Raw genomic sequence first — 23,524 nt, forward strand, 5'->3', positions numbered from 1 at the left:
CATGGAGCTTTACATTTACAGTCCGGAAATCGAGCTGCAAGGCGTGGTCGACGGCTTTTCCTCCTTCCGCTGGCGACAGAGGTTCTTTGAACCGGGCGAATTCGAACTGCACTGTGCGGCCACGCCGAACAACCGCGCCTTGCTTGCCGGCGAGAATATCATTCATCGGCTGGATCGCTCGGAGGCCGGAATCATCGAGAGCGTCAAGATCGATGCGCCGGACGGCGGCACGGGCGACGAGATCGTCGCGGCGGGCCGGATGGGTTCCTCCATGCTGGACCGGCGGATCATCATGCCGGCGATCAACTATACGGGCGCGGCCGAAAGCGCCATGCGGAAGATCGTGTCCGACAACGCGATCAGCATACGGCCTCTGCCGCACCTGGCACTCGGGGCTGCTGCCGGCTTGACGCCGGCCTGCGCGTTTCAGGTGGAATGGAAAACCGTCCTCACGGTCTGTGAGGCGCTCGGCAAAGCCGCCCCGCTCGGTTTTCGGGTCCGGCTGGATGTCCCGAACAAACTGTGGGTGTTTGAGGCCTACGGCGGAACAGACCACAGCGTCACGCAGGCAGTCAACCCGATCGTGCTGTTTTCCGACGAATTCCAGAACATCAGCGGAGCGGCTTACACGCTGGATCATACCGGCTATTCCAATTATGCGATTGTCGGCGGAGAGGGCGGCGGTGCCGACCGGGTGATCGCCGAGGTCGACCGGACCGGCGGAGAGCCGCGCCGGGAGCTTTGGGTGGATGCGAATGACCTGAAAAGCTCCGCGGACACGGAGGATTGTTTCACGGGGGACGGATCTGCGGCGGCCTTTGCGCTCTCGCATACGCCGTCAAACGTCGGTTCCGTGACGGTCGGCGGCACGTCGGCATGGAACCGCATGGACAAAATATAAAAATTAGGAGGTCTTACAATGGCTTATCAATCATGGCGGGTTTGGGACGGCGCGTCTGCTTTAGCCGGGGTTCCACAGGCCACGCCGGAAGCTCTGACAAAGGCGTACAGCCTTGACAGCACGAAGCAGCTTATCATCTACAAGGACGCGGACGGGAATGAGGGCAATGTCAGGGTATACGCCTCGACGGTATCCACGGAAACCATTCAGGCGGATTTTGATGCGGAAGTGGCGCAACAGGAAGCCGCAGAAGAAACGGCAAATCAGCTGAAAATTGAAGATCGTGTGGCTGCTTTGGAAACGGCACAGATCGCGGCATTGGGGGTGTAAATCATGAGTGGATACGCTCTGTTTTTCGATGTGCAATACAAGCTTTATCAGTCCGACAACACGAAAGGTGTTTCGAAAGATCAGCTGAAAACAGCGGTAACGAAAAGCTATATTACTAACGACCAATACAAGACGATCACCGGCGAAGATTACAGCGCGGATCATTCAGACATGAAAACCACGGCAGGCGCATAACAGGGGACCGCTCCAAACGGGGCGGCCCTCTATTATGCGCCTGAGTCCGCGTGAATAAAGACCATAGGCATAGAAAAACGGCGGCTGATGTTTGGAATATTTCTTTTGAAATATCCGGACCTCAGCCGCCGTTCGGTTGCAATTTGTCGAATTAAAATAGTATACTTTACAAACAAGGAAAGAAATGGCACTGGCACGCCGCGGAAGTCCCGGCGCGAGGCGGAATTGCCGTGGATCAAAATCACTTTTGGGGGTTGGCGCATAAAAACGGTAATCCTGACCGGCCGCCTGGGGACGCGCATCAGCGAGGAATCCTATCTGAAGCCGAAGCCGATTCTCTGGCATATCATGAAGCTGTATTCTTTTTACGGCTTCAACGACTTTGTGATCTGCCTGGGGTACAGGGGGTACATCATCAAGGAGTATTTCGCGGATTATTACCTGCATATGTCGGATGTGACGTTCGATTTCGCAAACGGCGTGTTCGACGTGGCTGTGGACGTGCGCGAGGGCAGCCCCACGTTCGGACGGTATGCCGCCGCGGAGCTGACACCCGAAAACGGGAGGATGCTGCTGGTGCCTCAGGGCTTCGCGCACGGGTATATGACCCTGTGCGGCGACACGGACGTTCTCTATTTTGTCAGCGAGTTCTATGCGCCGGGCAGCGAAAGGGGCTATCGGTTCGACGATCCGGCGTTTTCCATCGCCTGGCCCGCGCGGGGAGGGCCTGGTGCTCTCCGCGAAGGACGCGTCGTGGCCGTACCTGCCGTAGATGCGGGTACGGTCTGAGGTGAATTGTCAAGTGAAGTGCAACAGATAAGAAGAAATGACTTCAGCAGGAGTTTTCCAATTCAAACATTTACGCGGGCGGTCGTTGAGACGCTCCATGACAAATGCCACGGCTTCTGGGGTAAGTTCTGTAAAACGGGTTCCTCTGGGGAAAAACTGACGAATCAATCCGTTCGTATTTTCCACAGTTGGCTTCTGCCACGGAGAGGCTGGGCGAGTGTAATAATACAACGCTTCAAAGCGGCTCTCAAATTCACGGTGGCAGTTGAATTCGATCCCTCGATCCGACGTTACCGTGCGGAGCGGAACCTTTCCGCCTTCAAAGAAGAACTCAAAGCCCCGCATGACTTCTTCCCGTCTGATGTTGCGCAGGACGGCCAGGCAGCAGTATCGACTTTTTCGGTCGGTCACATTCAGCAAATAAGCGCGTTTTGCTTGTCCGAACACGATCGTGTCAGCTTCCCAGTCTCCAAGTCTCTTTCTGCGTAGAGCTTCTTTGCTTCTCTCCCGGATTTCCCGCGCCCCGGCCTTGTACCCACGAGTTTCTCCATGCTGACGGCCATAGTGACGCAGTTTCATCGTAAGTTGTACGGAACGTGGCAGCAAGTCCGCGCGTAGCCACCGATATATGCTACTGTGCGAGATTTTCATGTCCCGGTCATCCGGATAGTCTAACCGGATTCTTCCGGCAATTTGTTCGGGCGACCATGACAATTCAAGCTTTTCGGATATGTAAGCTGTCAGACGTGGGTTTTGATACAGCCTCTTCCGGCGGCATTCCATTCGCCGTTCAAGGTACCGGGCGCGTGCCGGAACGCTAAGATATTTTTGTCCCGAACGGTTCCTCTTGATCTCCCGGCTGATTGTGCCCGGATCCCTTTGCAACCTGCGTGCAAGCTGCCTCATACTGATCCCGTTATTCCACAATTGGGCTATCAATGCGCGCTCTTTTGGTGTAAGATGGTGGTAGTTCATAAAAAGCCTCTCCTTCAGTGGTGTCTTTTCAACTCCTACTGTATCATGGATTTGGCTTTTTGTGGACTCTTTCTACCCTCCTGTTGCACTTGCTATTTTAATTCACCCTGAAATAAACCTACGGCAGAGCGCTGTTGGGATTGGCGCAGCCCGGCGACGGCTTATATCATGTACCGCGAGAGTTCGTCCCATGCCGGCGTATCTATTCCCGCTCTCCGCTTCAGGCTGCGGAAATCGTCGTAGAGACGCCGCATCTCCGATTTTGCAGCCATGGCATGGTCGCTTGCTGCCAGCCTTCCGACCGGCGTCGCGGCCATCAGCCTCAGCATCAGGCGGCATTTAAGACGATGATTGGTCACGAAATCCTCGTCCTCCTTCGGTTCAACGGGATATCCGCACGCTTCCACGACGCGGTAGCCCTCCTGCACCGCGTCGATCGTCCGGTCCAGGAAATACCGGTTTCCCGCGATTTTCCGAAGATCGCCGCCGGCAGCGTAGCAGGCGAAGCAGATCGGCAGGACAAAGGCGGCGTGGCATTTGAGCCAGGCGTCCATGTTCTCGCTGATCCGGAGCCGATAGGACGTCTTAGCAAAAGCCTGTTCCAGTGTCGGGCGCCATGAATCATCCCCGCCGAGCGAGCCGGCCGTCATGCTGCTTTCGAGCTTAGGGGCAGCGAAATGGATGCTGACCACCCTTCCGTTTTCGCGTCTGCCGCCTGTGCTCTGAAAAGCAAAGATCACCCGCTTGGGCATCCCGCTGCGTTCCTCGATGGTCCGCCGGGTCTCCTCCGCCGTCGCGTTGTTGCCGACGAGAACGAACAATCCACAGCTTTCATTTTCGCACAGCTGCGGCAGAATGCCGTCCAGTTGCTGACGCTGCATCACCACGAACACGATGTCGTAGTCGTCGCCTTTCCCAAGATGGTCCGTCAGCCCTACCTGATCGACGGTGGTATGAAACTGCAGATAGTGCCGGATCACCAGTCCGTTCTTTCCAAGTTCCTCCAGCCGGCTTCCCCTTGCCAGCAGGGTCACATCGTTGCCGCCGCGGTGCAGGACGTGGGCAAGGTAGCTCCCCAGCACGCCGGCTCCGTACACAAGAATTTTCATTTGCATCCTCTCCGCCTTTCACGTTGGAGTGTCCTTCCGTATGGAAATACGGTCATCCTGATCCTGTTTATCCGACGATTTCCTTTTGCATTATACCGCAAAACGGGTCATATATGCTTCAATGACGTCGCAGGCGTTTTCGCATCCGTCTTCCTGAGCAAGCCGCCGCGCAATCCGCGCCGCGTTTTGCCGCAGCCGCGCGTCTTCGAGAAGCTCCAGCGCCCGCGTGAACCGTTTGGCGGTCAGTCCCTTTCGCGCGAGGGGCCTCGGGCCCGCTCCGGCCCGGTATACGCGGTTGCCCCAGAACTGCTGGTCCCCCCCGAAATAGACAACCAGCGTGGGTTTGCCCGCCCGAAGGCCCGCGGCGGTAGTCCCGGCTCCGCCGTGATGCACCACCGCCTTCACACGCGGAAACAGCCAGCCGTGCGGCACGGCGTCCACGCCGTACACATTCGGCGGAAGCCCCGCCGCGTCAAATTTTCGCCAGCCCGAGGAAAGGACGGCCCGCTGCCCGGTGCTTTTCAGGCTTTCCAGCACGATATCCTGCAACTCCGCGAAGGACCCGCCGACCATGCTCCCGAAGCCGATGTAAATCGGCGGGTCCCCGTTTTCCAGGAAGCGGAGCAGCCCTTTTTCCACTGGCGCGGCCGCCCGTTCCTCTAAAAACCAGAAACCGGTGAGATGCAGATGCTCTCCCCATTCCTTCGGCCTGGGCGCAAGGACTTCGCTGTAGGCGCAAAGCGTCTCGACGGGCCTGCCGGACAGCGTGCGGTAGGAACGGCCCGCCCATTTGGAGAGCCCCAGCCCGGCCCGCCAGCCGTTCAGTTCCTGATTGGTAAAGATGGAAAAACCAACGCCTGATAAGTCATAGGTCAGTCTGTTATACCATCTTCCGAGCGGCAGCGCGGGCATACCGGGCATGGGATTGTCGCCCGTCCGGTCCGCGGGCCAGAAATTCACCCGCATGCAGGGAATTTTCAGGCTTTCGGCGGCGTGATAGGCAAGGCTCCCCAAAAAAGTGTAGAGGATGAGGTCTGCGCCTCTGCACGCGTCGTAGACATCGTCGAGAATTTCCCGCTTATTCCGATTCAGCAGCGCGGTGAGGCCATTCATGTAGGCTATGCCCGATACGCCGTCGCCGATCAGCAGCTTCATCATCCGATCTTCATCCCCGCGGATAGGGAAAAAAGAAAAGCCGAGTTTTTCCACGTCCTCCCGAAACCGCGGAAAAGCCGCGACCCCGAGATGGTGTCCCCGCCTGCAAAGCGCTTGCCCCAACGCAAGGAATGGCTGTATATCTCCCCGCGATCCGATGGTTATCATCGCAATGTCCATCTGTTCCCACCCTCCTGTCAAAAACGTCAGAGCGTGTGGCTGCCGCAATATAATCGCCAGCCCGGCCTCCCGGCACGTGTTCAAGATTTTCAAAAAACCGCCCGCCCGGACGCGGGCGCGGCACCCCTGTCTACGCCCCATGCGAAAACAGCCGCCGGACTGGCAGAACACCAATCCAGCGGTTGTTTTCATATCGTTTTATACCCGTTCTGTTTCGTGACCGGCCCGCTTACGGCTTTACGCGGGATCCGCAGCGCCCGTGTGGCGTTTAAAATCGCGATTACCGCAACTCCCACGTCGCCGAAAACGGCCGCCCACATGGTCGCGATCCCAAGCGCGCCGAGCACCAGGATCACGGCCTTGACCCCGAGCGCGAAAATGATGTTCTCCCAGACGATGCGGTGTGTTTTCCGCGCGATTTGAATCGCCTCAGGCAATTTTGAGGGTTCGTCGGTCATCAGGACGACGTCCGCCGCCTCAATGGCGGCGTCGGAACCCATTCCTCCCATGGCGATGCCGATGTCCGCCATGGCGAGGACGGGAGCGTCGTTGATGCCGTCGCCGACGAAAGCAAGCTTTTTGCCGGACGCTTTTCCCCGTTTGATTTCTTCGAGCTTTTCTACCTTCTGCTGGGGCAGAAGATCCGCATATGCCTCGTCCAGCCCGACCTCTTCAGCGACCTGTTCTCCGACCGATTTGCTGTCGCCCGTCAGCATAACCAGGCGCTTTACGCCGGCAGCCCGGAGCTGCTCCGCCGCGCGGCGGCTGTCTTCCTTGATTTCGTCCGCAATCAGGATATACCCGGCATAAACGCCGTCGATCGCAATGTGGGCCACTGTTCCGGGTTCGCGGGGCTCGCTGCACGAAATCCCCTCGGCATCCATCAGCTTTCTGTTTCCCGCCAGAACCGTTTTGCCGTCAATCGTTACGCGAATGCCCTGGCCGGGAATCTCCGCAGCTTCCGCGATTCTCTTCCGGTCGATTTCCCTGCCGTAAGCCTGCCGGATGGAAAGCGCGATGGGATGGTTGGAATCCGCTTCGGCGTGAGCCGCCACATCAAGCAGGGTCTCCCGGCTGACGGCGCCGGCGCTCTCTATCTTAGAGACCTGAAAAACGCCCTTCGTCAGAGTGCCGGTCTTATCGAATACAAACGTGTCGACGTTGTATAGAGCCTCGAGATAATTGCTGCCCTTGATCAGGATGCCGTTTTTGGAAGCGCCGCCGATCCCGCCGAAAAAGCTCAGAGGGATCGAAATCACCAGCGCGCAGGGGCAGGAGACTACGAGGAAAACCAGAGCGCGGCCGATCCAGCCGGTAAAAGGACCGTGCAGGACAAGGGGAGGAATGATCGCCAGCGCAAGAGCCGCAAAGACTACCGCGGGGGTGTAGACCCTTGCGAACTTCGTAATGAAGTTTTCCGTCACGGCTTTTTTGCTGCTCGCGTTCTGTACCAGGTCGAGGATCTTTGCAATCGTGGAATCGGAATATTCCCTGGACACCTCGATGGTCAGAGCCCCGCTTTGATTAATGGAGCCGGACAGCACCGTGCTGCCGGGTTCCACGTCCCTCGGCAGGGATTCCCCAGTGAGCGCGGAGGTATCCAATGAGGAACATCCGTCGGCGACCGTGCCGTCGATCGGCACCTTTTCTCCCGGCCTGACAAGTATGCGATCACCGACGCCCACTTCCTCCGGAGCTACCCTGCGTACCTGCCCGCCGTCGATCAGATTGGCGTAATCGGGACGGATATCCATCAGGGAGGCAATGGACTTTCTGGACCGGCTGACCGCGAGACGCTGGAACAATTCCCCGACCTGATAGAACAGCATGACGGCGACGCCCTCGGCGAATTCCCCGATCGCGAAAGCTCCGATCGTCGCCACGCTCATGAGAAAATTCTCGTCGAAAATCTGGCCCTTGGAAATATTCCTTACCGAGCGCAGCAACACCTCTCCGCCCACAAGAAGGTAGCTTGTAAGAAAAAGAGAAAAGTTCAGCCAAAACGGTTCTTTCACCAGAATGGCGATCCCGTAAAAGACTGCCCCCGCAACCAGCAGGGCGCGATAGACCCGTTCTTTTTTTCCGTCGGAAGCAATCTCGTCGGGCTTCGCTTCACTGTAGGCGATCTCCGCGTCGGGTTCCACGCGCCTTGCGATTTCCGCAGCCTGCCGGATGATGCCCGGCAGTTCTCTCCGATCATCCGCTTCAATGGTGAGCCGCCCCGTTACGAAATCCATGGAAGCGGCATGGACTCCGTCCATCCGCCTTACTCCGTCCTCAATTTTCTGCGCACAGTCCGCGCAGCACAGTCCGCTCAGAAAGATTACCTTTTGCCCGGGGACCCGCGGCGCTTTTTCACGGACGACAGTGTCCGAGTCATGTCTTTTGATGATCGAGCCCGCCTGTTCCAGCACGCCTTCCACGAATTCCTCCTGTGCGATCTCGATGGACAAAGTCTCGTTTACGAAATCGACCGACGCGGCGCTCACGCCCGGAAGTTTACCGATGTCGCGTTCAATTTTGGAGGCGCAATTGGCACAGCACAGCCCTTGCAGGATAAATTCTTTTTTGATTGCCGCATCCATTTCATCACGCTTCCTTTCAGATTCAGGCGACGCCATTTTTTATCACAACATCCGGATCGTTCGTCTCCACGATCTTTTTGATCTCCTCGAACAGGCTGTCGGCTGTGGCATCCGGTTTAAAATCAATTGAAAGAATTGTGGTCTCGGGATCGACGGCCGCCTTTTGCACTCCGCCAAGCTGATTGATGCCTTTTTCGATTTTTGCCGCGCATTTCTCGCAGCAAAGGCCTTCCAGAAGATACTGTTTTGACATAAACACACGCATCCTTTCCCGTTTCGATCTACTTTTCGGTTACGTGGGATAATCCTTCCCGGAAAATGTGCATGACATGGTCGTCGTCGAGCGAATAATAGACGACCTTGCCGTCGCGGCGGTATTTGACAAGCCTCGCCTGCTTCAAAACCCTGAGCTGATGCGAAATGGCGGACTTGGTCATACCCAGAAGCGCCGATATGTCGCATACGCACATTTCAGCCGACGACAGGGCGCACAACACTCTTACGCGGGTGGAATCCCCGAATATCTTAAACAGATCCGCCAGATCATAGAGGTTTTCCTCGTCCGGCATTTCCGCGCGTACCCGGTTTACCACGTCCTCATGGATGATGGTGCAGTCGCAGCGGTCATCTTCCGCCCTATACTCGCTCATGGTTACCCTCCTGATAAAGGATTGATGGAACAGTTGATTTACTGTTCAACTATATTATATGACGCATACCGAAAATGTCAACAAAAACAGGCATAAAAATTATAAAATTAGAATTGCGGAGGATCCTTAGGAGTTCCCGAACCGTAAAGGTAAGTGCCGGAGCAAATGCTGACCCTTGACCGCTCGGATTTTTAAAAGGGAGAGATCCATTGGATCACGGCATCTTCCGCTTTTTTCAGAAGGGGCCCCTGAGAGATCGAAAGCCATTTTTATCCGGAGGGAATGAAATGGCGCCGCCGATCGCAGCCCTGATTTTAAGCTGGGGACTGCCGGGCGTGATCGGCGGTCTCGGATTTGTAAAATTTGCGACGGGTATCATCACGGGATTATATCAGGCCATATTGCTTCATTTTTCTCCATAAGGTTGAACGGCTGATATGGAGTTCGGACGCGACCTTGTTTCTGTTTCCCCTGTTTTTCTCTAAAAGCTGGGAGATGATGCACGCTTCCGCATTCTGGTAATGGGTCGGCTGAACAGGAGGGCAGTGGTAAACAACAGTCGGGAATGTTTGTTTCAGCTGGCTTTTTACATAGTCTTCGCCGATAATTTTGTAGGTTGAATATAAAACAAGCCTTTCGCAGAAAGCTGAAAGCTGAGGAAGATTCCCCGGCCAGGGAAAATCCTGCAGCACTTTCTCCGCTCCATGAGAAAGCGTGTTGAGCCTGGAATACTGGGAGGCAAACTGATGGATATAGAGAGACGCATAAACAAGAATATCTTCTTTGCGCAGCCTTAAAGCGGGGATATGAAGGGCAAAGCTGCACAGCAGATAGTAAAGGTCAGGGCTGAAGCGGCCGGCCTCCGTTTCGACCTGCAAATCGTTTTGGGAAGTCATAATAATCCTCAGGTCGTATGTGAAACTCTTTTTTAATCCTTCGTGCAAAATATTTTTCGTCCTTATGAAATGATAGAGAAACTCCTGATTTTCCAGGGACATGCGTTCAATGTTCTGGAGAAGCAGGGTCCCTTTGTCGGCCTGGACGAAAGGGCTGGAAGAAATATCGTTATGGTTGGAGCCCTGCAGAAAACCGAGAAGCAATTGCCTTTGGCTTTCATCCTTGTAACAACTGCAATCAATGCTGACGAATGGCCCCTGCTTGCGTTCGCTTTCCAGGTGGATGCATTCCGCGAGGGCCTCTTTTTCTGTGCCGATTTCTCCATACAGAAGCAGTGGGGACTCGGACGCCGCCAAAAGGCGGCATCTGTGAATCAGTTCCTTCATGGCTTTCGAGACGGCGGGAAGGTCGGAAAAGGTGGTTTTAGCCACCAGCCTGCTCTGATGCATGTCTCTTGCAACCAAGGAGCCGGTATTGACGACGGTTTTAACTGCCTGTATGGAAAGGATAGCGCCTTTTACCATATAGTCCACAACAATCGGAATTAAATTGCAGATTTGATCGGAATCGTTTATTTTTAAGAATACAGAGTGGAGAGAACGTCCATCGGATAAGACCTGTTTTAGCAGTTCCGAATTGATATTGGGAATTACGTTGCATACAAATTCCTTTAAAATTTGGTTGCGGGGAAGGTGAATGGTATTTTCCGCGATTCGGTTTAAATTTGTAATATAGCCGTCTGCATCCATTTTGATAATTCCATTAACGGAGTAGTCCAATAAAGTGGACAACTCCGCCTGGTCCCTTTTTTTCATTTCCAAAGCGGAAGAAACCTGTTCAGCGACACGCAGCGCCTCCAAAATGGAATCTTTGGATCCGGAAATATTGATGCTTGGCATATTTACGGACTCAGCGTAATGGCATACCGCCTGTCCGCCGATGACAATATCAAATCGATTGGTTTTGACGTAGTCGACAAATCTTGGTACTTCCTGCGGGTCGGTAATATAGAACGGCTGGATCGTGGCGTGGAACAATTCGGCCAGGGTATCCACATTGGGAAAAAGGCTTCTCGAACCGATAATCGCAATACGGACGCTGAGTTTTTGAATCATATTTTGTGCTTTTTTGATCAGAGATGCCATTTCCTGGCCGGTCATTCGTATGGAAACGACGGGGATATCTGTGGCGCTCTGCACATATTGGGCTTCCATGCCGCGGGCTATAATCAAATCGTATTGTCCCGGAAGCAGGGAACGGACTTTTCGTATGATCTCTTCCTTGCCGCTGTTCGTACAGATTTCCATATGAAACGTATTCGATTCTTTCGCGATCGTTTCGGCAATATCCGTAATATCCTGATTGGGTGAAAATAAGAGATAGCGGTTCAAAACAATAACCTCCCGTCTTGGGAATGGTATGGGAATACCGTCCGCATTCCGGATTTTATCTGACCAAGATCCATTATAAACATTAAAACGTCGGCAGTCAATAAAACAAATAAAACAGTATTTCAAGACAAATGTATTGATAAACAGCGATAACAGGATTATTTATAAAAAAGAAATGGAACGTTGTCGTTTCTGAACATTGTATCTAAGCCGTTGAATTGTTAAAATCATATTAATCAAGGCGCCTGAGATCAGAAAGCAGTACCGAAGGAGGTACTATGAAAAAAGGAACTCACATTAAAGTACAGCACATTGTCTGGTCCGATGCTTCGGATGACGAATTGTTGTTTTTGAAACAGCTGGGCCTGAAATACGTCTATGCATATTTTAAGGACGAACACTGCAATTATAATGATATGATGCGCTTTCAGGAACGGCTGAGCAGCTATGGACTTTCTATCACAGATGCAGGCAATCTGTCAATTTATAAATGTCCTTCTATTCATCTTGGCCTGCCAGACCGTGACGAATGTATCGACCGTTATATCGAGTTCACCCGCAATCTGGGCAAGCTTGGGATTCGAGTCGGCTACATGAGCTGGGATCCTGACAAAATTTTTACAAGCCGGTATGCCGTCGGAAAGTATTCCAGAGGATGTGTAACCAGAATCGTTGATGAAAAGGATATCCCGAAGACTGTAAACCTGTTTGGAAGAGTCTACACAGAAGAAGATATCTGGGACAACTGCGCCTATTTTCTGAAGCGTGTCCTGCCGGAACTGGAGAAAGCGGACGTTCGTCTGGCTTTTCACCCAAATGATCCGCCGATCCCGTCCATAAACGGAGTACATAACCTTTTGTGGAGGTCGCAGGAATACCGCAGATTGTTTGAACTTGCGGAAAACAGCCCTTATATCGGCATGAAACTGTGTACCGGCTGCTGGCTGGAAACCGGAGCTCAATTCGGAAATCTTCTGCAGGATCTGAGGGAATTTGTAAGTCAGGGAAAAGTGTTTGTCGTCCATTTCAGAAACGTCAGCGGAACACTGCCGTACTTTGAAGAGACGATGATCGAAGACGGATATACCGATCTGCGCCCGGTTATGGAAGAACTGGTGAAGCTGGATTATACAGGAACCGTTTCCATCGATCATCCCCTCAGTTTTGTCCCATCCTGCGGAGGAGAAAAATCCGGAGTTGCTTATATGCTGGGGTATTTGAAATCCATGCTCTCCAGCGCCCAGAAAGAAGTCAACGGGCCAATGGAGAAGAATAAAGCAAATCAGTAAATTTGCCCTACAAAAATATTCAAAGATTTTGGAGGAGGAAACAGCAATGAATAAAAAGATCCTTTCTTTTGTAGCAGCGGCGGCTGTTGCAATAGGTGCTATGACAGGCTGCTCGGGAAACGGAGCCGCGTCCACCGGAACTTCGTCCGCGGCCAAAGCGGGCTCGGCGTGGCCGGCCAAACCGGTGTCGATCTATGTACCGGCAAAAGCCGGTGCCGGCACGGACATGCACGCGAGAATCTTGGCACAGTACATTCAGAAAAAGACCGGAAAATCGGTAACGATCGTCAATCAGCCGGACGGCAGCGGCACGGTCGCATTTGAAAGCGTGAGGAACGCAAAACCGGACGGAAACACTTTGTTGTTTTATCACAGCAACCTTGTGGCCGCCTATTGGACGGGAACCTACGACCATACCTATGAAGATTTTACCAACGTCTGCATTACCACGGATAACGGAAGCCAAGCTTTCGTTGCGGCTCCTGACGCGCCATATAAGGATTTGAAAGAGCTGGTCGAGTATGCCCAAAAGAATCCCGGCGGGGTTAAAACCGGCGTGCAGCTGGGCGGCGGCAGCCATATCACCATGGCGACCTTTGAAAACGAGGCGGGAATTTCCCTCAAGCTGGTGGAGGCCGGATCCAATGCGGACAAGCTGACTGCGATGGCAGGCAAGCAGCTCGATTTCACCGTTCAGGATCTGCTGACCGCAATACAGTACGAAAAAGCCGGGAAAATGAAGATCCTTGCGGTCGGAACCAAAGACGAGAATTATCCTCAATATAAAACCTGCGAGGAAGAAGGATATCCAGAAATCGGCCAGCGGACCTATTATATGCTCCATGGGCCGAAAGGGATGGATCAGTCCGTCGTCGACGCAATCAACGATTATGTGAAATCTTTTGCGGAAGACCCTGAAAGCCAAAAAGCAACGGAGAAAATAGGCGGCACGCTTCATTACGGAAATCAGGAAGAGACCAAGGCATGGCTGAAATCCGAATCGGAACGGTATGACAAAGCCACCGCCGCGATCGGCACAAACACGAGACATAAATAAGGGATTGGTTAAGTTATGACGAAAAATAAGGTCACCGGTCTTTCCTGTGCTGCAGCTGGAATCATTCTGACGATATTGTCCATGCAGTTCAGCAGTAAAATACAGCTGAATGAACCGGGCCCCAGTCTGTTCCCCTTAATCGGCAGCGTCGGCTTGATCGTATGCGGAGCCGGCATCTTTTTGGAGAAACAGAAGGACAGCCAGCCTTTCTTAAACAGGGAAGGCTGGATCCGGGTCGGTTCCCTGTTCGGCGTGATGCTCCTCTATGTGGTTTTAATCAAGCTGTTGGGCTTTATGGTTCCTATGCCCTTGTTCCTGTTTGTAATGATTATGATTCTGGCTAAAAGAGAAAAACGGCCAAAGGCCTATATGGCCGCCGTTGTTTCCGTTCTGGTCAGCGCGGCAATCTACTATGTATTTACCCAATTGCTCAAGGTTGAACTGCCGGCCGGCAGTTTGTTTCAATAGGAGGTTCTGGCGATGGAATATATCTTATCTTCGTTCGTGTTTTTGATGCAGCCGGTAAACCTTTTGACAATCCTGCTGGCCGCGGTCGCGGGAATGATTCTGGGGGCAATCCCCGGTTTATCCGGGGGCCTGGGCATTACCCTGATGCTTCCCGTCACTTTTGCCATGGAACCGAAGCTGGCGATTGCGATGCTGACCAGCATTTGGATCGGAGGAGTTACAGGCAGCTTTATCGCCGCGGTCCTGGTCGGGATTCCCGGTTCTGGCTCTTCCATTCCGACCTGCTTTGACGGGTACCCGATGACGAAAAACGGGCAGGCGGTCAAAGCATTGGGAATCGGCATTATCGCGTCGTTCATGGGAACCTTTTTTTCGACGCTGATCGCGGTCTGGCTGACTCAGATGATTGCAAACCTCGCCCTGAAAATGGGCCCGTGGGAATATTTTTCCCTCTGCTTCTTCGCGATCATGCTCGTGGTATCTCTTTCAAAGGGCAATATGTTCCGCGGTCTGGCTTCCGCTTTTATCGGAATACTTTTGGCGTGCGTGGGCACTTCCCCGCTGGACGGAAGCTTCCGTTTTACCTTTGGTTCCAGCAATCTGATCGGCGGGCTCAGCCTGGTCGGCGTCATGATGGGGCTGTTTGCGGTGGAGCAAGTGGTTGTGGCGCACGGCAAAGGGCAAAAGGACATGCCGGAGGTGGACCTGAAGCACATCAGGGGGCTTGGGGTGTCCTTGCAGGAAATGAAAGAGCATGTCAAAACCATTGTCCGCGGTTTCCTGATCGGGCTTTGGATCGGGTTCCTGCCGGGTATGGGATCCTCGCTTGCGGCTATGGTATCCTACGGAGCGGCCAAGAGCGCCTCCAAAACGCCGGAGAAATTCGGCACCGGCTACTCAGACGGCGTGTGGGCTTCCGAGGTTGCGAATAACGCGGGCATCGGCGGAGCGATCATTCCTCTGATTGCCCTGGGCATTCCGGGGGACGGAACCGCCGCTCTGCTGCTGGCGGCTCTGATGATCCAGGGGCTGTCGCCCGGGCCGCTGCTTTTGACGTCCAATCCGGACATCGCCTATATCATCTTTGCGGCAACTCTGCTGGCCGCCGTCCTGTGTCTGTTTGTCCAGTTCGGCACGATCCGGTTGTTTCCAAGGCTGCTGAAGCTGCCGTACCATTACCTGTTTTCCGTCATTCTGACGATGTGCTTCATCGGAGCGTATACGGATTCAAACAACGTCTTCAATATTTACATTATGGTCGCACTGGCGCTGTTAGGAATTTTGGCCGAATGGGGCGGCCTTCCAAGCGCGCCCATGCTGCTTGGGTTTATTTTGGAGCCCATGGTGGAGCAGAATTTCAGAAAGGCGGTCACTTACTCGGACCACGGCGGTTACGCTGAATTTTTTACCCGCCCGGCAAGCTGTTTGATCCTGGTTCTTACCTTTGTAAGCCTTTTGTGGCCGGTTGTCAAGGCGTATTTTCAGAAAAAGCGGCTTTCCAAGGAAGCCAAAGCCTAAAGGACTTTAAATATTGAAAAACCCGGAAGGCGGTATGGTTACCATCACCGCCTTCCTCGCCGTATTGCGATGAAGCTCCGAAAGGGGAAATTCTTTGAAAAAGTACTATTTGGCCGTTGACATCGGCGCTTCCAGCGGCAGGCATGTGCTTGCATGCCTGGACCACGGAAAATTCCGGCTGGAGGAAATCTACCGGTTTCCCAACAGCCTTAAAAATCAGGACGGGGCCTTTTGCTGGGATCTGGGACTTTTGTATCGGGAAATTTTAAACGGGTTGAAAAGGTGCCGGGAGACCGGGAAAATTCCTTCCTCCATGGGGATCGACACATGGGCGGTGGACTTTGTGCTGCTGGACCGCGGCGGAAATATTCTCGGACAAAGCGTGAGCTACCGGGACGACAGAACGAAAGGCATGGATCAGATCGTCGACCGAAAAATATCCCCGGAAGAGCTGTATGAGAGGACCGGAATACAAAAGCAGCTTTTCAACACCATTTATCAGTTGATGTCGATCCGGGAAAAGCATCCCGAGCAAATGGAAAGCGCGAAAAATTTCCTGATGATTCCGGATTACTTCAATTTTCTGCTCACCGGCGTGAAGCTGGCGGAATATACCAACGCTACCACGACCCAACTGGTCAATGTTGCGACAAAAACGTGGGACAGCGATCTGATTCGTTTGCTTGGGTACAAGCCGTCTCTGTTCCCGCCGGTTTCTCTGCCGGGAACAACAGTCGGCCTTCTTTCACGGCAAGTGCGGGAAGAAGTAGGCTTCGACCTGAAGGTGGTTCAGGTCGCATCGCATGATACTGCTTCCGCAATTGTGGCGGTGCCGGCAAAGGAGAAAAGCTTTCTTTATCTCAGCTCCGGCACGTGGTCGCTCGTCGGGATTGAAAATCGGGAACCCTTATGTACCGGCGAAAGCAGGGAAGCGAACCTGACGAATGAAGGAGGCTACGCGGATCGCTTTTTGTTGCTGAAAAATGTGATGGGCCTTTGGATGATTCAATCGATCAGACGCGAATGGGACGGCCAAATTTCCTTTTCCCGGATCTGTGAGGAGGCGGAAAAGGAAAAAGATTTTCCCTCAAGGATTGATGTCAACGACGGACGTTTTTTTGCTCCGGAAAGCATGATCTCCCAAATTCGCGAATGCTGCAGGGAAACAGGGCAGCGGGTTCCGCAAACGATAGGGGAAATAGCGTCGGTCATCTATAACAGCCTTGCCGAAAACTATGAGGAAGCGGTCTCCGCGCTTGAAAGGGCTGCCGGAGAAAAATATCATTCCATTTATATTGTGGGCGGCGGTTCTCAGGACCATTACTTGAACCAGCTTACGTCAGACGGATCCGGTCTGGCCGTTTATGCCGGTCCGACGGAAGCCACCGCGATCGGCAATATTATTGTGCAGATGATAAAAGAGAGAGAGCTCTCCGGTCTGGAACAGGCGAGGGAGATCGTATCCCGTTCCTTTCCCGTTCAGCCGTTCAGGCCGCGATCAAAGATCAGAGAAGGGAAACTGTGACAGATGGAAGAGAGATATCAGTCCGCGAAAAGAAGCTATGCGGAAATAGGTGTTGATACCGACGCCGCGATGGAAACGCTGAAAAAAATACAGATCAGTCTGCATTGCTGGCAGGGAGACGATGTTCAGGGGTTCGACCAAAAGCGCCCGCTTTCCGGAGGCATTCAGGCAACCGGAAATTATCCCGGAAAAGCGGAGACCCCTCTAGAGCTGATGCAGGATATGGATAAGGCGCTCAGCCTGATTCCAGGCCGGCATAAAATCAATCTGCACGCAAGCTATGCAATTTTTGAAGAAGGGGAATTTGCCGACCGGGATCAGCTTCAACCAAGACATTTCAGAAAATGGGTGGAATATGCGAAGAAACGGAACCTGGGCCTGGACTTCAATCCGACCTTTTTTTCTCACCCGATGGCGGATTCCGGAATGACCCTTTCGAATCCGGACGAAGCGGTCAGGAATTTCTGGATCCGCCATGGCCAGGCGTGCATCCGAATTTCCCAGTACTTTGCCGAAGAGCTCGGCCAGCCCTGTGTAATGAATATCTGGATTCCGGACGGCCTCAAAAACATACCGGCGGATCGAACGTCGCCGAGAGCGAGATTTAAGGATTCTCTGGACCAGATTCTTTCCATCAAGTATGATCGTTCCAAAGTGCCGGTCTGCCTGGAGTCGAAAGTCTTTGGAATCGGGCTGGAATCTTATACCGTCGGTTCCAGCGAGTTTGCCATCAACTATGCGGCCCGCAACAGCATCGTTTGCCTCATGGACAACGGGCATTATCATCCGACGGAAAGCGTATCGGATAAGATTTCATCCATGCTGCTGTTTCATGACAAAATTGCACTTCATATCACAAGGCCGGTTCGCTGGGACAGTGACCATGTGGTGCTGTTCGACGATGAAACCAGGGAAATTGCAGAAGAGATTGTCCGAAACGATGCGGTCGGGCGCGTGTTTCTGTCACTGGATTTCTTCGATGCCAGCATCAACCGGATCGCGGCGTGGGCTGTGGGAATGAGAAGCCTGCAGAAAGCGCTGCTTTACGCTCTGCTGAGCCCGAATCAATTGTTCGCCGAGCTGCAGAAAGCCGGACAGTTTACCAAACTGATGATGTGTCAGGAAAGGCTGAAAACCCTCCCGATGGGAGATGTCTGGAATTTTTTCTGCAGGAACAGCGGCGTCTGCACAGAGGACGCACTCCCTGCGGAAATAGAACGATATGAAAAAGAAGTGCTGTCGAAAAGGGGGATGCATCATGAAAGTATTGGACGCTGATTTTGCCAAGGGCTTTATCCATTTATGTGAATCCGGATTTAAACGGGGATGGCATGAGAGAAACGGCGGCAACTTATCGTACCGGATAAAGCCGGACGAGGTGGAACGAATTAGTGAAGAGCTGAATGAAAAAGGTCCCTTTTTGCCGACCGGAACGAAAGTGCAGGAACTGGCCGGAGAATATTTTATGGTGACAGGTTCAGGAAAGTATTTCGGTAATGTTCCGCTGGAACCTGAAAACAATATTGCAATCATTCAGATCGATCAAAGCGGGGAAAACTGTCAAATCAAATGGGGCCTTTGCAACGGGGGCGTGCCGACCAGCGAGCTGCCTTCCCACTTGATGAATCATAACGTGAAAAAGCGCGTGACGGATGGTTCCTACCGTGTTATTTACCATTGCCACGCGACGAATATTATCGCTTTGACCTTTGTGCTTCCGCTGAAAGATGAGATATTCACAAGAGAACTTTGGGAGGCTGCAACAGAATGTCCGGTAGTTTTTCCATCCGGGGTCGGCGTCGTAAAATGGATGATTCCGGGCGGAAGGGAAATTGCTTTGGAAACTTCAAAACGAATGGAAGAATATGATGTTGTCATTTGGGCGCATCATGGACTCTTTTGCTCCGGAGAAGATTTCGACCAGGCCTTCGGGCTTGCCGACACGGTGGAAAAGGCCGCAGAGATCCTGGTGAAAACTCTCTCCATGGTTTCTCAAAAAAGGCAGACAATCCAGCCGGAGGGTTTCAGGCAGCTGGCAAGAGCGTTTCAAGTTGACCTTCCCGAAAAATTTTTATACGAGAAATAGGAGCGGTCAGATGAAGAAAATTCAAGCATTCACGATGAAACTTTATCCCGGCATGACGGAGGAATATAAAAAGCGGCATCAAGAGATCTGGCCCGATATGGTACGGATGATTCATGAATACGGAGGGAGCAACTACAGCATTTTTTTCGATGAAGCCACAGATACGCTCTTTGCCTGCATTGAATTGACTGACGAGGCAAAGTGGAAAGAATCGTCTCAAACGGCGATCTGTAAAAAATGGTGGGAATTTATGGCCGATCTTATGGAAACAAACCCGGATAACAGCCCCGTTTCCTATCCGCTGAATTTGATGTTTCATTTGGCCTGAATGCATAACCGGCAGGATGTAAATTTTATTACGGAATCGGACGGTCTGGAGTGAGGAAGATTCCAATACCCGAATCTGATCCGCCTGGGGAGCCTGTTACAGGGATCAAAGGCATTTCGTTATCCATGAAAGCAAGGTAGCCAAACAGAATATTGATTTGCGGCACAGGAAAAAGGAAATTTCCTGTGCCGCTTTTTGTGTCCTATGAAAATATCCCGGCTATAACGAGATATTACAGTTTGAAGACAAAGTATCAAGGAAGAGGGCACTGCCTTTTCAGCGGACCTGCTCCCTGAGAATCTTTAACGTTTATTGCACTTTATGATAAAAATAGCAACGCGTGGTCCGCCTTTGAAGAAATCTACAAAAAGACGCTGTTTAACAATTCCAGCATCTTTTGTCCCGGAGGGGACAGTTCCTTTTTGCTGATGCACGCTGCTACAATATTATAAGAATATTTCTTTTCCCAGGATGCGATGGCGATTCCGGGCTCCGCTTCAAACAGGCTTTTGGAAATCACTGCCGCACAGGACTCCTGCCGCACAAGGTCCAAAGCAGTTTCCGGCTCATCGATATAAAAAATAACAGGACGTTCCACGGAGTTTATTGTTAACGCGTTTATGCAAAAATCATGCATGATTGTTTCTGGAGTTGGCAAAAGCAGCGGCAGGTCTTTCAACTCTTTATTGGCCGGGAGGATCAGCACCAGCTCTTCGTTTTTTAAAATTTTGTAATCAATCTCCGGGGATGAAGAAACTCGTGCAGGGAAAACCGCGATGTCAAGTTTATGATTCAAGATCAGTTTTTCAGCTGCCTCTGTCGTATGGGTTTGAACGTTCAAAACAACATCGGGAAAGAGCTTGTGAAACTCAGGCACTGCCTCCTCGTAAAATTTATATTTGATGCTGTCACATAAGCCGCATAAGCTGATATGAACGGGCGCATATGGCATATGATTCGAATTTTGCAGAAGATCCATGGCGTCACTTTTTAACTTCATGATAATATGAGCGCCGTTTATATATAGCTTGCCCGCATCTGTAAGCTCCATTTCTCCATGCCGGTATTCAAAAAGCGGAGGAAGGCCATCAATTTTCAATTTTGCCAGCTGCTGGCTGAGCGCCGACTGGGTCAGATACAATTTGTCCGCTGCGCGCGTGAGGCTTTTTTCTTCGGCGATTGCAAGAACATATTCAATTTGTCTGGAATCAAACAAATTCATCCCTCCCCGACTTTTCCCACTTTTCAATATATGACTGGATTTCATCACTTAAACGGAGAGTCGCAGGTGCCAGAGTTTCAATTTCCAGATGTGCCACTAAGTAAATAAAATACTGTATTGATTCTGTTATTTCAAAATCATTTCGAAGATAAATGCCATTTACGAAACTGCAGGGAGGATCGTTGGAAAAGTATGACATCCCTTCGTTGGCAAGACAGACATTCCGAGGCAGAAGAGTGACGCCGTTTATCGTTCGTGCCATATTGCGGGCCAGAATGCTGTTGCTTGTCTGATAGATGGTGATCGGCACAAAGCCGGCTTGAGACGACAGTTTGTGGATCAGATAAGAACTGAAAGTGTTGGGATTAAATCCTATAAAAGGGACATCCCTGAAGCGTGAAAGGGAAACGCGCATGCATGCATCCTGCCCGTCACGGACTCCGCCCTCAGCCAACGGGTGATTGGAAGAAATCGCGATCAGGCGTTCTTCTTCAATAATCGGCAGGAATCTCAGATTCTGGTCAATGGACTCCGTGCTGTCGCTTACTCCCAGGCAGATATCGATTTCACCATTCCGCAGCATTTTCAGCAGATCCATAAAATACCCTTCCTGATAGTCGATTGATACATTGGGATACCGGTGGTAAAATCCTGGATATGCCCGGCTGAATAAAATAGAGCCGGCGTGAGGCGTTGAGCCAAAAGTAAAATGTTCGGACCGCGCAGAATTTTGCGTCAGAATCATTTGATAGGTACGGTGTTTGACCTGGACGATCTGCCTCGCGTAACTCACATAGATTTGCCCTGCCGGTGTCAGAACCAAATTTCTGCCGCGATAAAACAGGGCTTTCCCAATCTGCCGCTCTATATTTGCGAGGCATTTGCTTAGGGCGGGCTGGGAAATATTTAGAATCTGCGAAGCTCTCTTCATGGACTGACAGTCTGCAATCGCCGTAATACATTCCAGTTGCCGGATGTTCACATGAATCACTTCCCCATAACCTATAACTTATGCTAATATAGTATATAACAATTTGTACATTGTGAAATATACTTTATTACATTATACTAAATAATAGTCCATAATTAATGAAAATAAATTTTACTAATTGGTTTAAATATACCAATTATTCAAGCGGCTGGTACGACAGGGTCAAACTTGAAGCATGATTATTTCTAATAATACAGGCAAAATTGCTGTAAGAAACAGGGAACAGTTATGTCAAAAAGCGGAGTTTTTCCGCTGGTAAATAAATCTCTAAAAGGGGAATGAGTTTTATGAAAAAAACAATCGCACTGGTTTTGACGGCAGCGATCCTTACCGCTTCCGTATTTTCCGGCTGCAGCGGAAGCGGCTCTTCCGCAAATTCCGGGACCAAAAGCGTCGGTTCTACCGGTACTGCGGCAGTCGACTGGCCGAAAAAATCTGTTTCTCTGACGGTCCCTGCATCCGCGGGCGGCGGCACAGACGTCCAGGTGCGGCTCCTCGCCACCGCCTGGAACAAAAGCATTTCAAATCCGAGCGTCGTTACCAACTACGACAGCATCGCCGTTGGAATACAGACTGTTTCCGATGCGAAAAATGACGGCTATACACTTCTGACGACACATTCCGGCTTTTTCTGCAATTACATCACCGGCACGCTGGACGTGAACCCGCTCACGGATCTGACTACGATTGCCTGCATGAATGATATGGGTACCCAATGCCTGATTGCGAGCACAAAAGCGCCGTATAATACCTTTACTGAAATGGTCGAGTATTCGAAGAGCCATCAGGTGACTGCGGCTGTTTCCACCAATGGTGCTTCGCAGTTCATGATGGATCTGGTTCAGCAGGAAACAGGTGCAAAATTCAACTATAAGGAATCCGGCACGGAAACCGAAAAGCTCACAAACCTTGCGGGCGGTTTTATCGATGTCGGCGTCTGCACGCTGGATCACGCGATTTCCTATGAAAAGGCAGGGAAAGTCAAGGTCCTGGGCAGCTTCTGTGCGGATGGAAAACACGTGGACGAATCCTTGGGAAACAGTTTTAAGTCTTTTCAGGATATGGGCTATAAGAATATTTTCTGGGGAACTTACATGCTGGTGATGGGACCTAAGGATATGGATCCGAATCTCGTCGAGGCGATCAACGCTTCTCTCAAGGGCGTTGTCAATGACAGCGATTATAAAACCGGTATTGAAAAACAGGGTGGCACCGTTCAGTGGATGAGTGTCAAAGACAGTCAGGCAGAAGTTAAAAAAGAATTTGAAACCATTGTAAAGCTGGCAAAAGCGAGCAATTGTTACGTACAGGGTTAATTTAAAAAATCAGAGGTAAATAGAATGACACTGAAGAAAGATCAAATTGCCGGGACCATTTTTATTTTATTTGCCGTTGTCCTTTTTCTGAACACCGGCAGCATCCGGGTGGTCGCAAACATGGATGAGCCGGGCGCTCGCGCCTTCCCGTACTTTGTGGAAGGGCTGCTGGTTGTGTGCTCTCTGGGTATCATGTTCGGCAAGACCAGGAAGGAGAAAGAATCGGAAAAAAACAGGGAGCCGTTTTTGGACATGGCCGGCTGGATCCGCCTTGGAATGGCCATAGGGGTGATGCTCCTTTACGCTGTGGCGCTTCAGATCATCGGATTTATCGTTGCGACTCCTCTTCTGACCATCGGCTTCATTTATACCCTGCGCAGCGGCCGGAAAGTCTCCCTTGCCACATCGATTCTGATTGCCGTGCTTACCACAGTGGTAGTTTACTTTGGATTCACCAAGGGGTTCAATATCCCGCTGCCAGAAGGAATACTGTTCAGCCTTTAGATTTCGCCGTTAACAGTATCCTGAGGAATTACTTTAACAAAGAAACTTTTATGATACGAGGAG

General features: G+C 51.7%; 23 protein-coding genes. 14 read left to right on the plus strand and 9 right to left on the minus strand.

Annotated elements, in window-relative coordinates:
• Window position 1: 1 nt before the first annotated feature.
• From EQM14_RS02500 to EQM14_RS16930, 4 genes are all read left to right on the plus strand, one after another.
• Window positions 2–901, plus strand: a complete 900-nt coding sequence (locus EQM14_RS02500) for a siphovirus ReqiPepy6 Gp37-like family protein (protein WP_164918925.1) — start codon at window positions 2–4, stop codon at window positions 899–901.
• An 18-nt stretch (window positions 902–919) separates the two neighbouring features.
• Window positions 920–1,231 carry a hypothetical protein gene (locus EQM14_RS02505; protein WP_128741468.1) on the plus strand — a complete coding sequence of 104 codons (312 nt, stop codon included), beginning with the start codon at window positions 920–922 and terminating at the stop codon, window positions 1,229–1,231.
• Between the two features lie 3 nt (window positions 1,232–1,234).
• On the plus strand, window positions 1,235–1,426 hold the full coding sequence (locus tag EQM14_RS02510) for an XkdX family protein (RefSeq protein ID WP_128741469.1): 192 nt from the start codon (window positions 1,235–1,237) through the stop codon (window positions 1,424–1,426).
• Window positions 1,427–1,687: 261 nt separating this feature from the next.
• On the plus strand, window positions 1,688–2,215 hold the full coding sequence (locus EQM14_RS16930) for a dTDP-4-dehydrorhamnose 3,5-epimerase family protein (protein WP_442861486.1): 528 nt from the start codon (window positions 1,688–1,690) through the stop codon (window positions 2,213–2,215).
• A 9-nt stretch (window positions 2,216–2,224) separates the two neighbouring features.
• Here the strand turns inward: EQM14_RS16930 and EQM14_RS02520 are convergent, their stop codons facing one another.
• The 7 genes from EQM14_RS02520 to EQM14_RS02550 form a co-directional block, all read right to left on the minus strand.
• Complete coding sequence (locus EQM14_RS02520) at window positions 2,225–3,190, minus strand: IS30 family transposase (protein WP_128741470.1); 966 nt, start codon at window positions 3,188–3,190, stop codon at window positions 2,225–2,227.
• A 161-nt stretch (window positions 3,191–3,351) separates the two neighbouring features.
• Window positions 3,352–4,299, minus strand: a complete 948-nt coding sequence (locus EQM14_RS02525) for a ketopantoate reductase family protein (RefSeq protein WP_164918927.1) — start codon at window positions 4,297–4,299, stop codon at window positions 3,352–3,354.
• Between the two features lie 90 nt (window positions 4,300–4,389).
• Window positions 4,390–5,634: a glycosyltransferase gene (locus tag EQM14_RS02530; protein ID WP_164918928.1), complete on the minus strand. Its 1,245-nt coding sequence runs from the start codon at window positions 5,632–5,634 to the stop codon at window positions 4,390–4,392.
• 188 nt (window positions 5,635–5,822) lie between these two features.
• Window positions 5,823–8,219 carry a heavy metal translocating P-type ATPase gene (locus EQM14_RS02535; RefSeq protein ID WP_128741473.1) on the minus strand — a complete coding sequence of 799 codons (2,397 nt, stop codon included), beginning with the start codon at window positions 8,217–8,219 and terminating at the stop codon, window positions 5,823–5,825.
• Window positions 8,220–8,241: 22 nt separating this feature from the next.
• Window positions 8,242–8,472, minus strand: a complete 231-nt coding sequence (locus EQM14_RS02540) for a heavy-metal-associated domain-containing protein (RefSeq protein ID WP_164918929.1) — start codon at window positions 8,470–8,472, stop codon at window positions 8,242–8,244.
• A gap of 28 nt (window positions 8,473–8,500) precedes the next feature.
• Complete coding sequence (locus EQM14_RS02545; RefSeq protein WP_128741475.1) at window positions 8,501–8,869, minus strand: ArsR/SmtB family transcription factor; 369 nt, start codon at window positions 8,867–8,869, stop codon at window positions 8,501–8,503.
• A gap of 386 nt (window positions 8,870–9,255) precedes the next feature.
• Window positions 9,256–11,157: a sigma 54-interacting transcriptional regulator gene (locus EQM14_RS02550; RefSeq protein WP_128741476.1), complete on the minus strand. Its 1,902-nt coding sequence runs from the start codon at window positions 11,155–11,157 to the stop codon at window positions 9,256–9,258.
• 278 nt (window positions 11,158–11,435) lie between these two features.
• On the opposite strand from EQM14_RS02550, the gene EQM14_RS02555 reads away from it, so the two are divergent.
• The 8 genes from EQM14_RS02555 (at window position 11,436) to rhaM (ending at window position 19,428) form a co-directional block, all read left to right on the plus strand.
• On the plus strand, window positions 11,436–12,446 hold the full coding sequence (locus EQM14_RS02555; RefSeq protein WP_128741477.1) for a mannonate dehydratase: 1,011 nt from the start codon (window positions 11,436–11,438) through the stop codon (window positions 12,444–12,446).
• Window positions 12,447–12,492: 46 nt separating this feature from the next.
• On the plus strand, window positions 12,493–13,503 hold the full coding sequence (locus EQM14_RS02560) for a tripartite tricarboxylate transporter substrate binding protein (protein WP_128741478.1): 1,011 nt from the start codon (window positions 12,493–12,495) through the stop codon (window positions 13,501–13,503).
• A 15-nt stretch (window positions 13,504–13,518) separates the two neighbouring features.
• The gene (locus tag EQM14_RS02565) at window positions 13,519–13,971 is read left to right on the plus strand and encodes a tripartite tricarboxylate transporter TctB family protein (protein WP_128741479.1); all 453 of its coding nucleotides are present in this window, start codon (window positions 13,519–13,521) and stop codon (window positions 13,969–13,971) included.
• 12 nt (window positions 13,972–13,983) lie between these two features.
• The gene (locus EQM14_RS02570) at window positions 13,984–15,489 is read left to right on the plus strand and encodes a tripartite tricarboxylate transporter permease (RefSeq protein ID WP_128741480.1); all 1,506 of its coding nucleotides are present in this window, start codon (window positions 13,984–13,986) and stop codon (window positions 15,487–15,489) included.
• Window positions 15,490–15,583: 94 nt separating this feature from the next.
• Entirely contained in the window at window positions 15,584–17,014 is a 1,431-nt protein-coding gene (rhaB, locus tag EQM14_RS02575) for a rhamnulokinase (RefSeq protein WP_128741481.1), read from the plus strand.
• Between the two features lie 3 nt (window positions 17,015–17,017).
• On the plus strand, window positions 17,018–18,292 hold the full coding sequence (locus tag EQM14_RS02580) for an L-rhamnose isomerase (RefSeq protein ID WP_128741482.1): 1,275 nt from the start codon (window positions 17,018–17,020) through the stop codon (window positions 18,290–18,292).
• Entirely contained in the window at window positions 18,273–19,100 is an 828-nt protein-coding gene (rhaD, locus tag EQM14_RS02585) for a rhamnulose-1-phosphate aldolase (protein WP_128741483.1), read from the plus strand. The genes EQM14_RS02580 and rhaD overlap by 20 nt, the downstream gene beginning before the upstream one ends.
• Before the next feature lie 10 nt (window positions 19,101–19,110).
• Complete coding sequence (rhaM, locus tag EQM14_RS02590) at window positions 19,111–19,428, plus strand: L-rhamnose mutarotase (RefSeq protein WP_128741484.1); 318 nt, start codon at window positions 19,111–19,113, stop codon at window positions 19,426–19,428.
• Between the two features lie 361 nt (window positions 19,429–19,789).
• On the opposite strand, the gene EQM14_RS02595 is transcribed toward rhaM, so the two are convergent.
• Window positions 19,790–20,644: a LysR family transcriptional regulator gene (locus tag EQM14_RS02595; protein WP_164918930.1), complete on the minus strand. Its 855-nt coding sequence runs from the start codon at window positions 20,642–20,644 to the stop codon at window positions 19,790–19,792.
• Window positions 20,637–21,641, minus strand: coding sequence for a LysR family transcriptional regulator (locus EQM14_RS02600; RefSeq protein ID WP_442861466.1), 1,005 nt, complete (start codon window positions 21,639–21,641; stop codon window positions 20,637–20,639). Before EQM14_RS02600 ends, EQM14_RS02595 begins: the two co-directional genes overlap by 8 nt.
• A gap of 287 nt (window positions 21,642–21,928) precedes the next feature.
• Between EQM14_RS02600 and EQM14_RS02605 the strand changes: the two genes are divergently transcribed.
• Window positions 21,929–22,957 carry a Bug family tripartite tricarboxylate transporter substrate binding protein gene (locus EQM14_RS02605; RefSeq protein WP_164918931.1) on the plus strand — a complete coding sequence of 343 codons (1,029 nt, stop codon included), beginning with the start codon at window positions 21,929–21,931 and terminating at the stop codon, window positions 22,955–22,957.
• Window positions 22,958–22,981: 24 nt separating this feature from the next.
• Entirely contained in the window at window positions 22,982–23,461 is a 480-nt protein-coding gene (locus EQM14_RS02610) for a tripartite tricarboxylate transporter TctB family protein (protein WP_128741488.1), read from the plus strand.
• Window positions 23,462–23,524: the final 63 nt, after the last annotated feature.

Source organism: Caproiciproducens sp. NJN-50 (assembly GCF_004103755.1).
Lineage (GTDB): Bacteria > Bacillota > Clostridia > Oscillospirales > Acutalibacteraceae > Caproicibacter.

Coding starts and splice junctions, on each gene's coding strand:
- EQM14_RS02500 (WP_164918925.1), top strand. CDS start 2: ATGGAGCTTTACATTTACAGTCCGGAAATCGAGCTGCAAGGCGTGGTC.
- EQM14_RS02505 (WP_128741468.1), top strand. CDS start 920: ATGGCTTATCAATCATGGCGGGTTTGGGACGGCGCGTCTGCTTTAGCC.
- EQM14_RS02510 (WP_128741469.1), top strand. CDS start 1,235: ATGAGTGGATACGCTCTGTTTTTCGATGTGCAATACAAGCTTTATCAG.
- EQM14_RS02520 (WP_128741470.1), bottom strand. CDS start 3,190: ATGAACTACCACCATCTTACACCAAAAGAGCGCGCATTGATAGCCCAA.
- EQM14_RS02525 (WP_164918927.1), bottom strand. CDS start 4,299: ATGAAAATTCTTGTGTACGGAGCCGGCGTGCTGGGGAGCTACCTTGCC.
- EQM14_RS02530 (WP_164918928.1), bottom strand. CDS start 5,634: ATGGACATTGCGATGATAACCATCGGATCGCGGGGAGATATACAGCCA.
- EQM14_RS02535 (WP_128741473.1), bottom strand. CDS start 8,219: ATGGATGCGGCAATCAAAAAAGAATTTATCCTGCAAGGGCTGTGCTGT.
- EQM14_RS02540 (WP_164918929.1), bottom strand. CDS start 8,472: ATGTCAAAACAGTATCTTCTGGAAGGCCTTTGCTGCGAGAAATGCGCG.
- EQM14_RS02545 (WP_128741475.1), bottom strand. CDS start 8,869: ATGAGCGAGTATAGGGCGGAAGATGACCGCTGCGACTGCACCATCATC.
- EQM14_RS02555 (WP_128741477.1), top strand. CDS start 11,436: ATGAAAAAAGGAACTCACATTAAAGTACAGCACATTGTCTGGTCCGAT.
- EQM14_RS02560 (WP_128741478.1), top strand. CDS start 12,493: ATGAATAAAAAGATCCTTTCTTTTGTAGCAGCGGCGGCTGTTGCAATA.
- EQM14_RS02565 (WP_128741479.1), top strand. CDS start 13,519: ATGACGAAAAATAAGGTCACCGGTCTTTCCTGTGCTGCAGCTGGAATC.
- EQM14_RS02570 (WP_128741480.1), top strand. CDS start 13,984: ATGGAATATATCTTATCTTCGTTCGTGTTTTTGATGCAGCCGGTAAAC.
- EQM14_RS02580 (WP_128741482.1), top strand. CDS start 17,018: ATGGAAGAGAGATATCAGTCCGCGAAAAGAAGCTATGCGGAAATAGGT.
- rhaD (WP_128741483.1), top strand. CDS start 18,273: ATGAAAGTATTGGACGCTGATTTTGCCAAGGGCTTTATCCATTTATGT.
- rhaM (WP_128741484.1), top strand. CDS start 19,111: ATGAAGAAAATTCAAGCATTCACGATGAAACTTTATCCCGGCATGACG.
- EQM14_RS02605 (WP_164918931.1), top strand. CDS start 21,929: ATGAAAAAAACAATCGCACTGGTTTTGACGGCAGCGATCCTTACCGCT.
- EQM14_RS02610 (WP_128741488.1), top strand. CDS start 22,982: ATGACACTGAAGAAAGATCAAATTGCCGGGACCATTTTTATTTTATTT.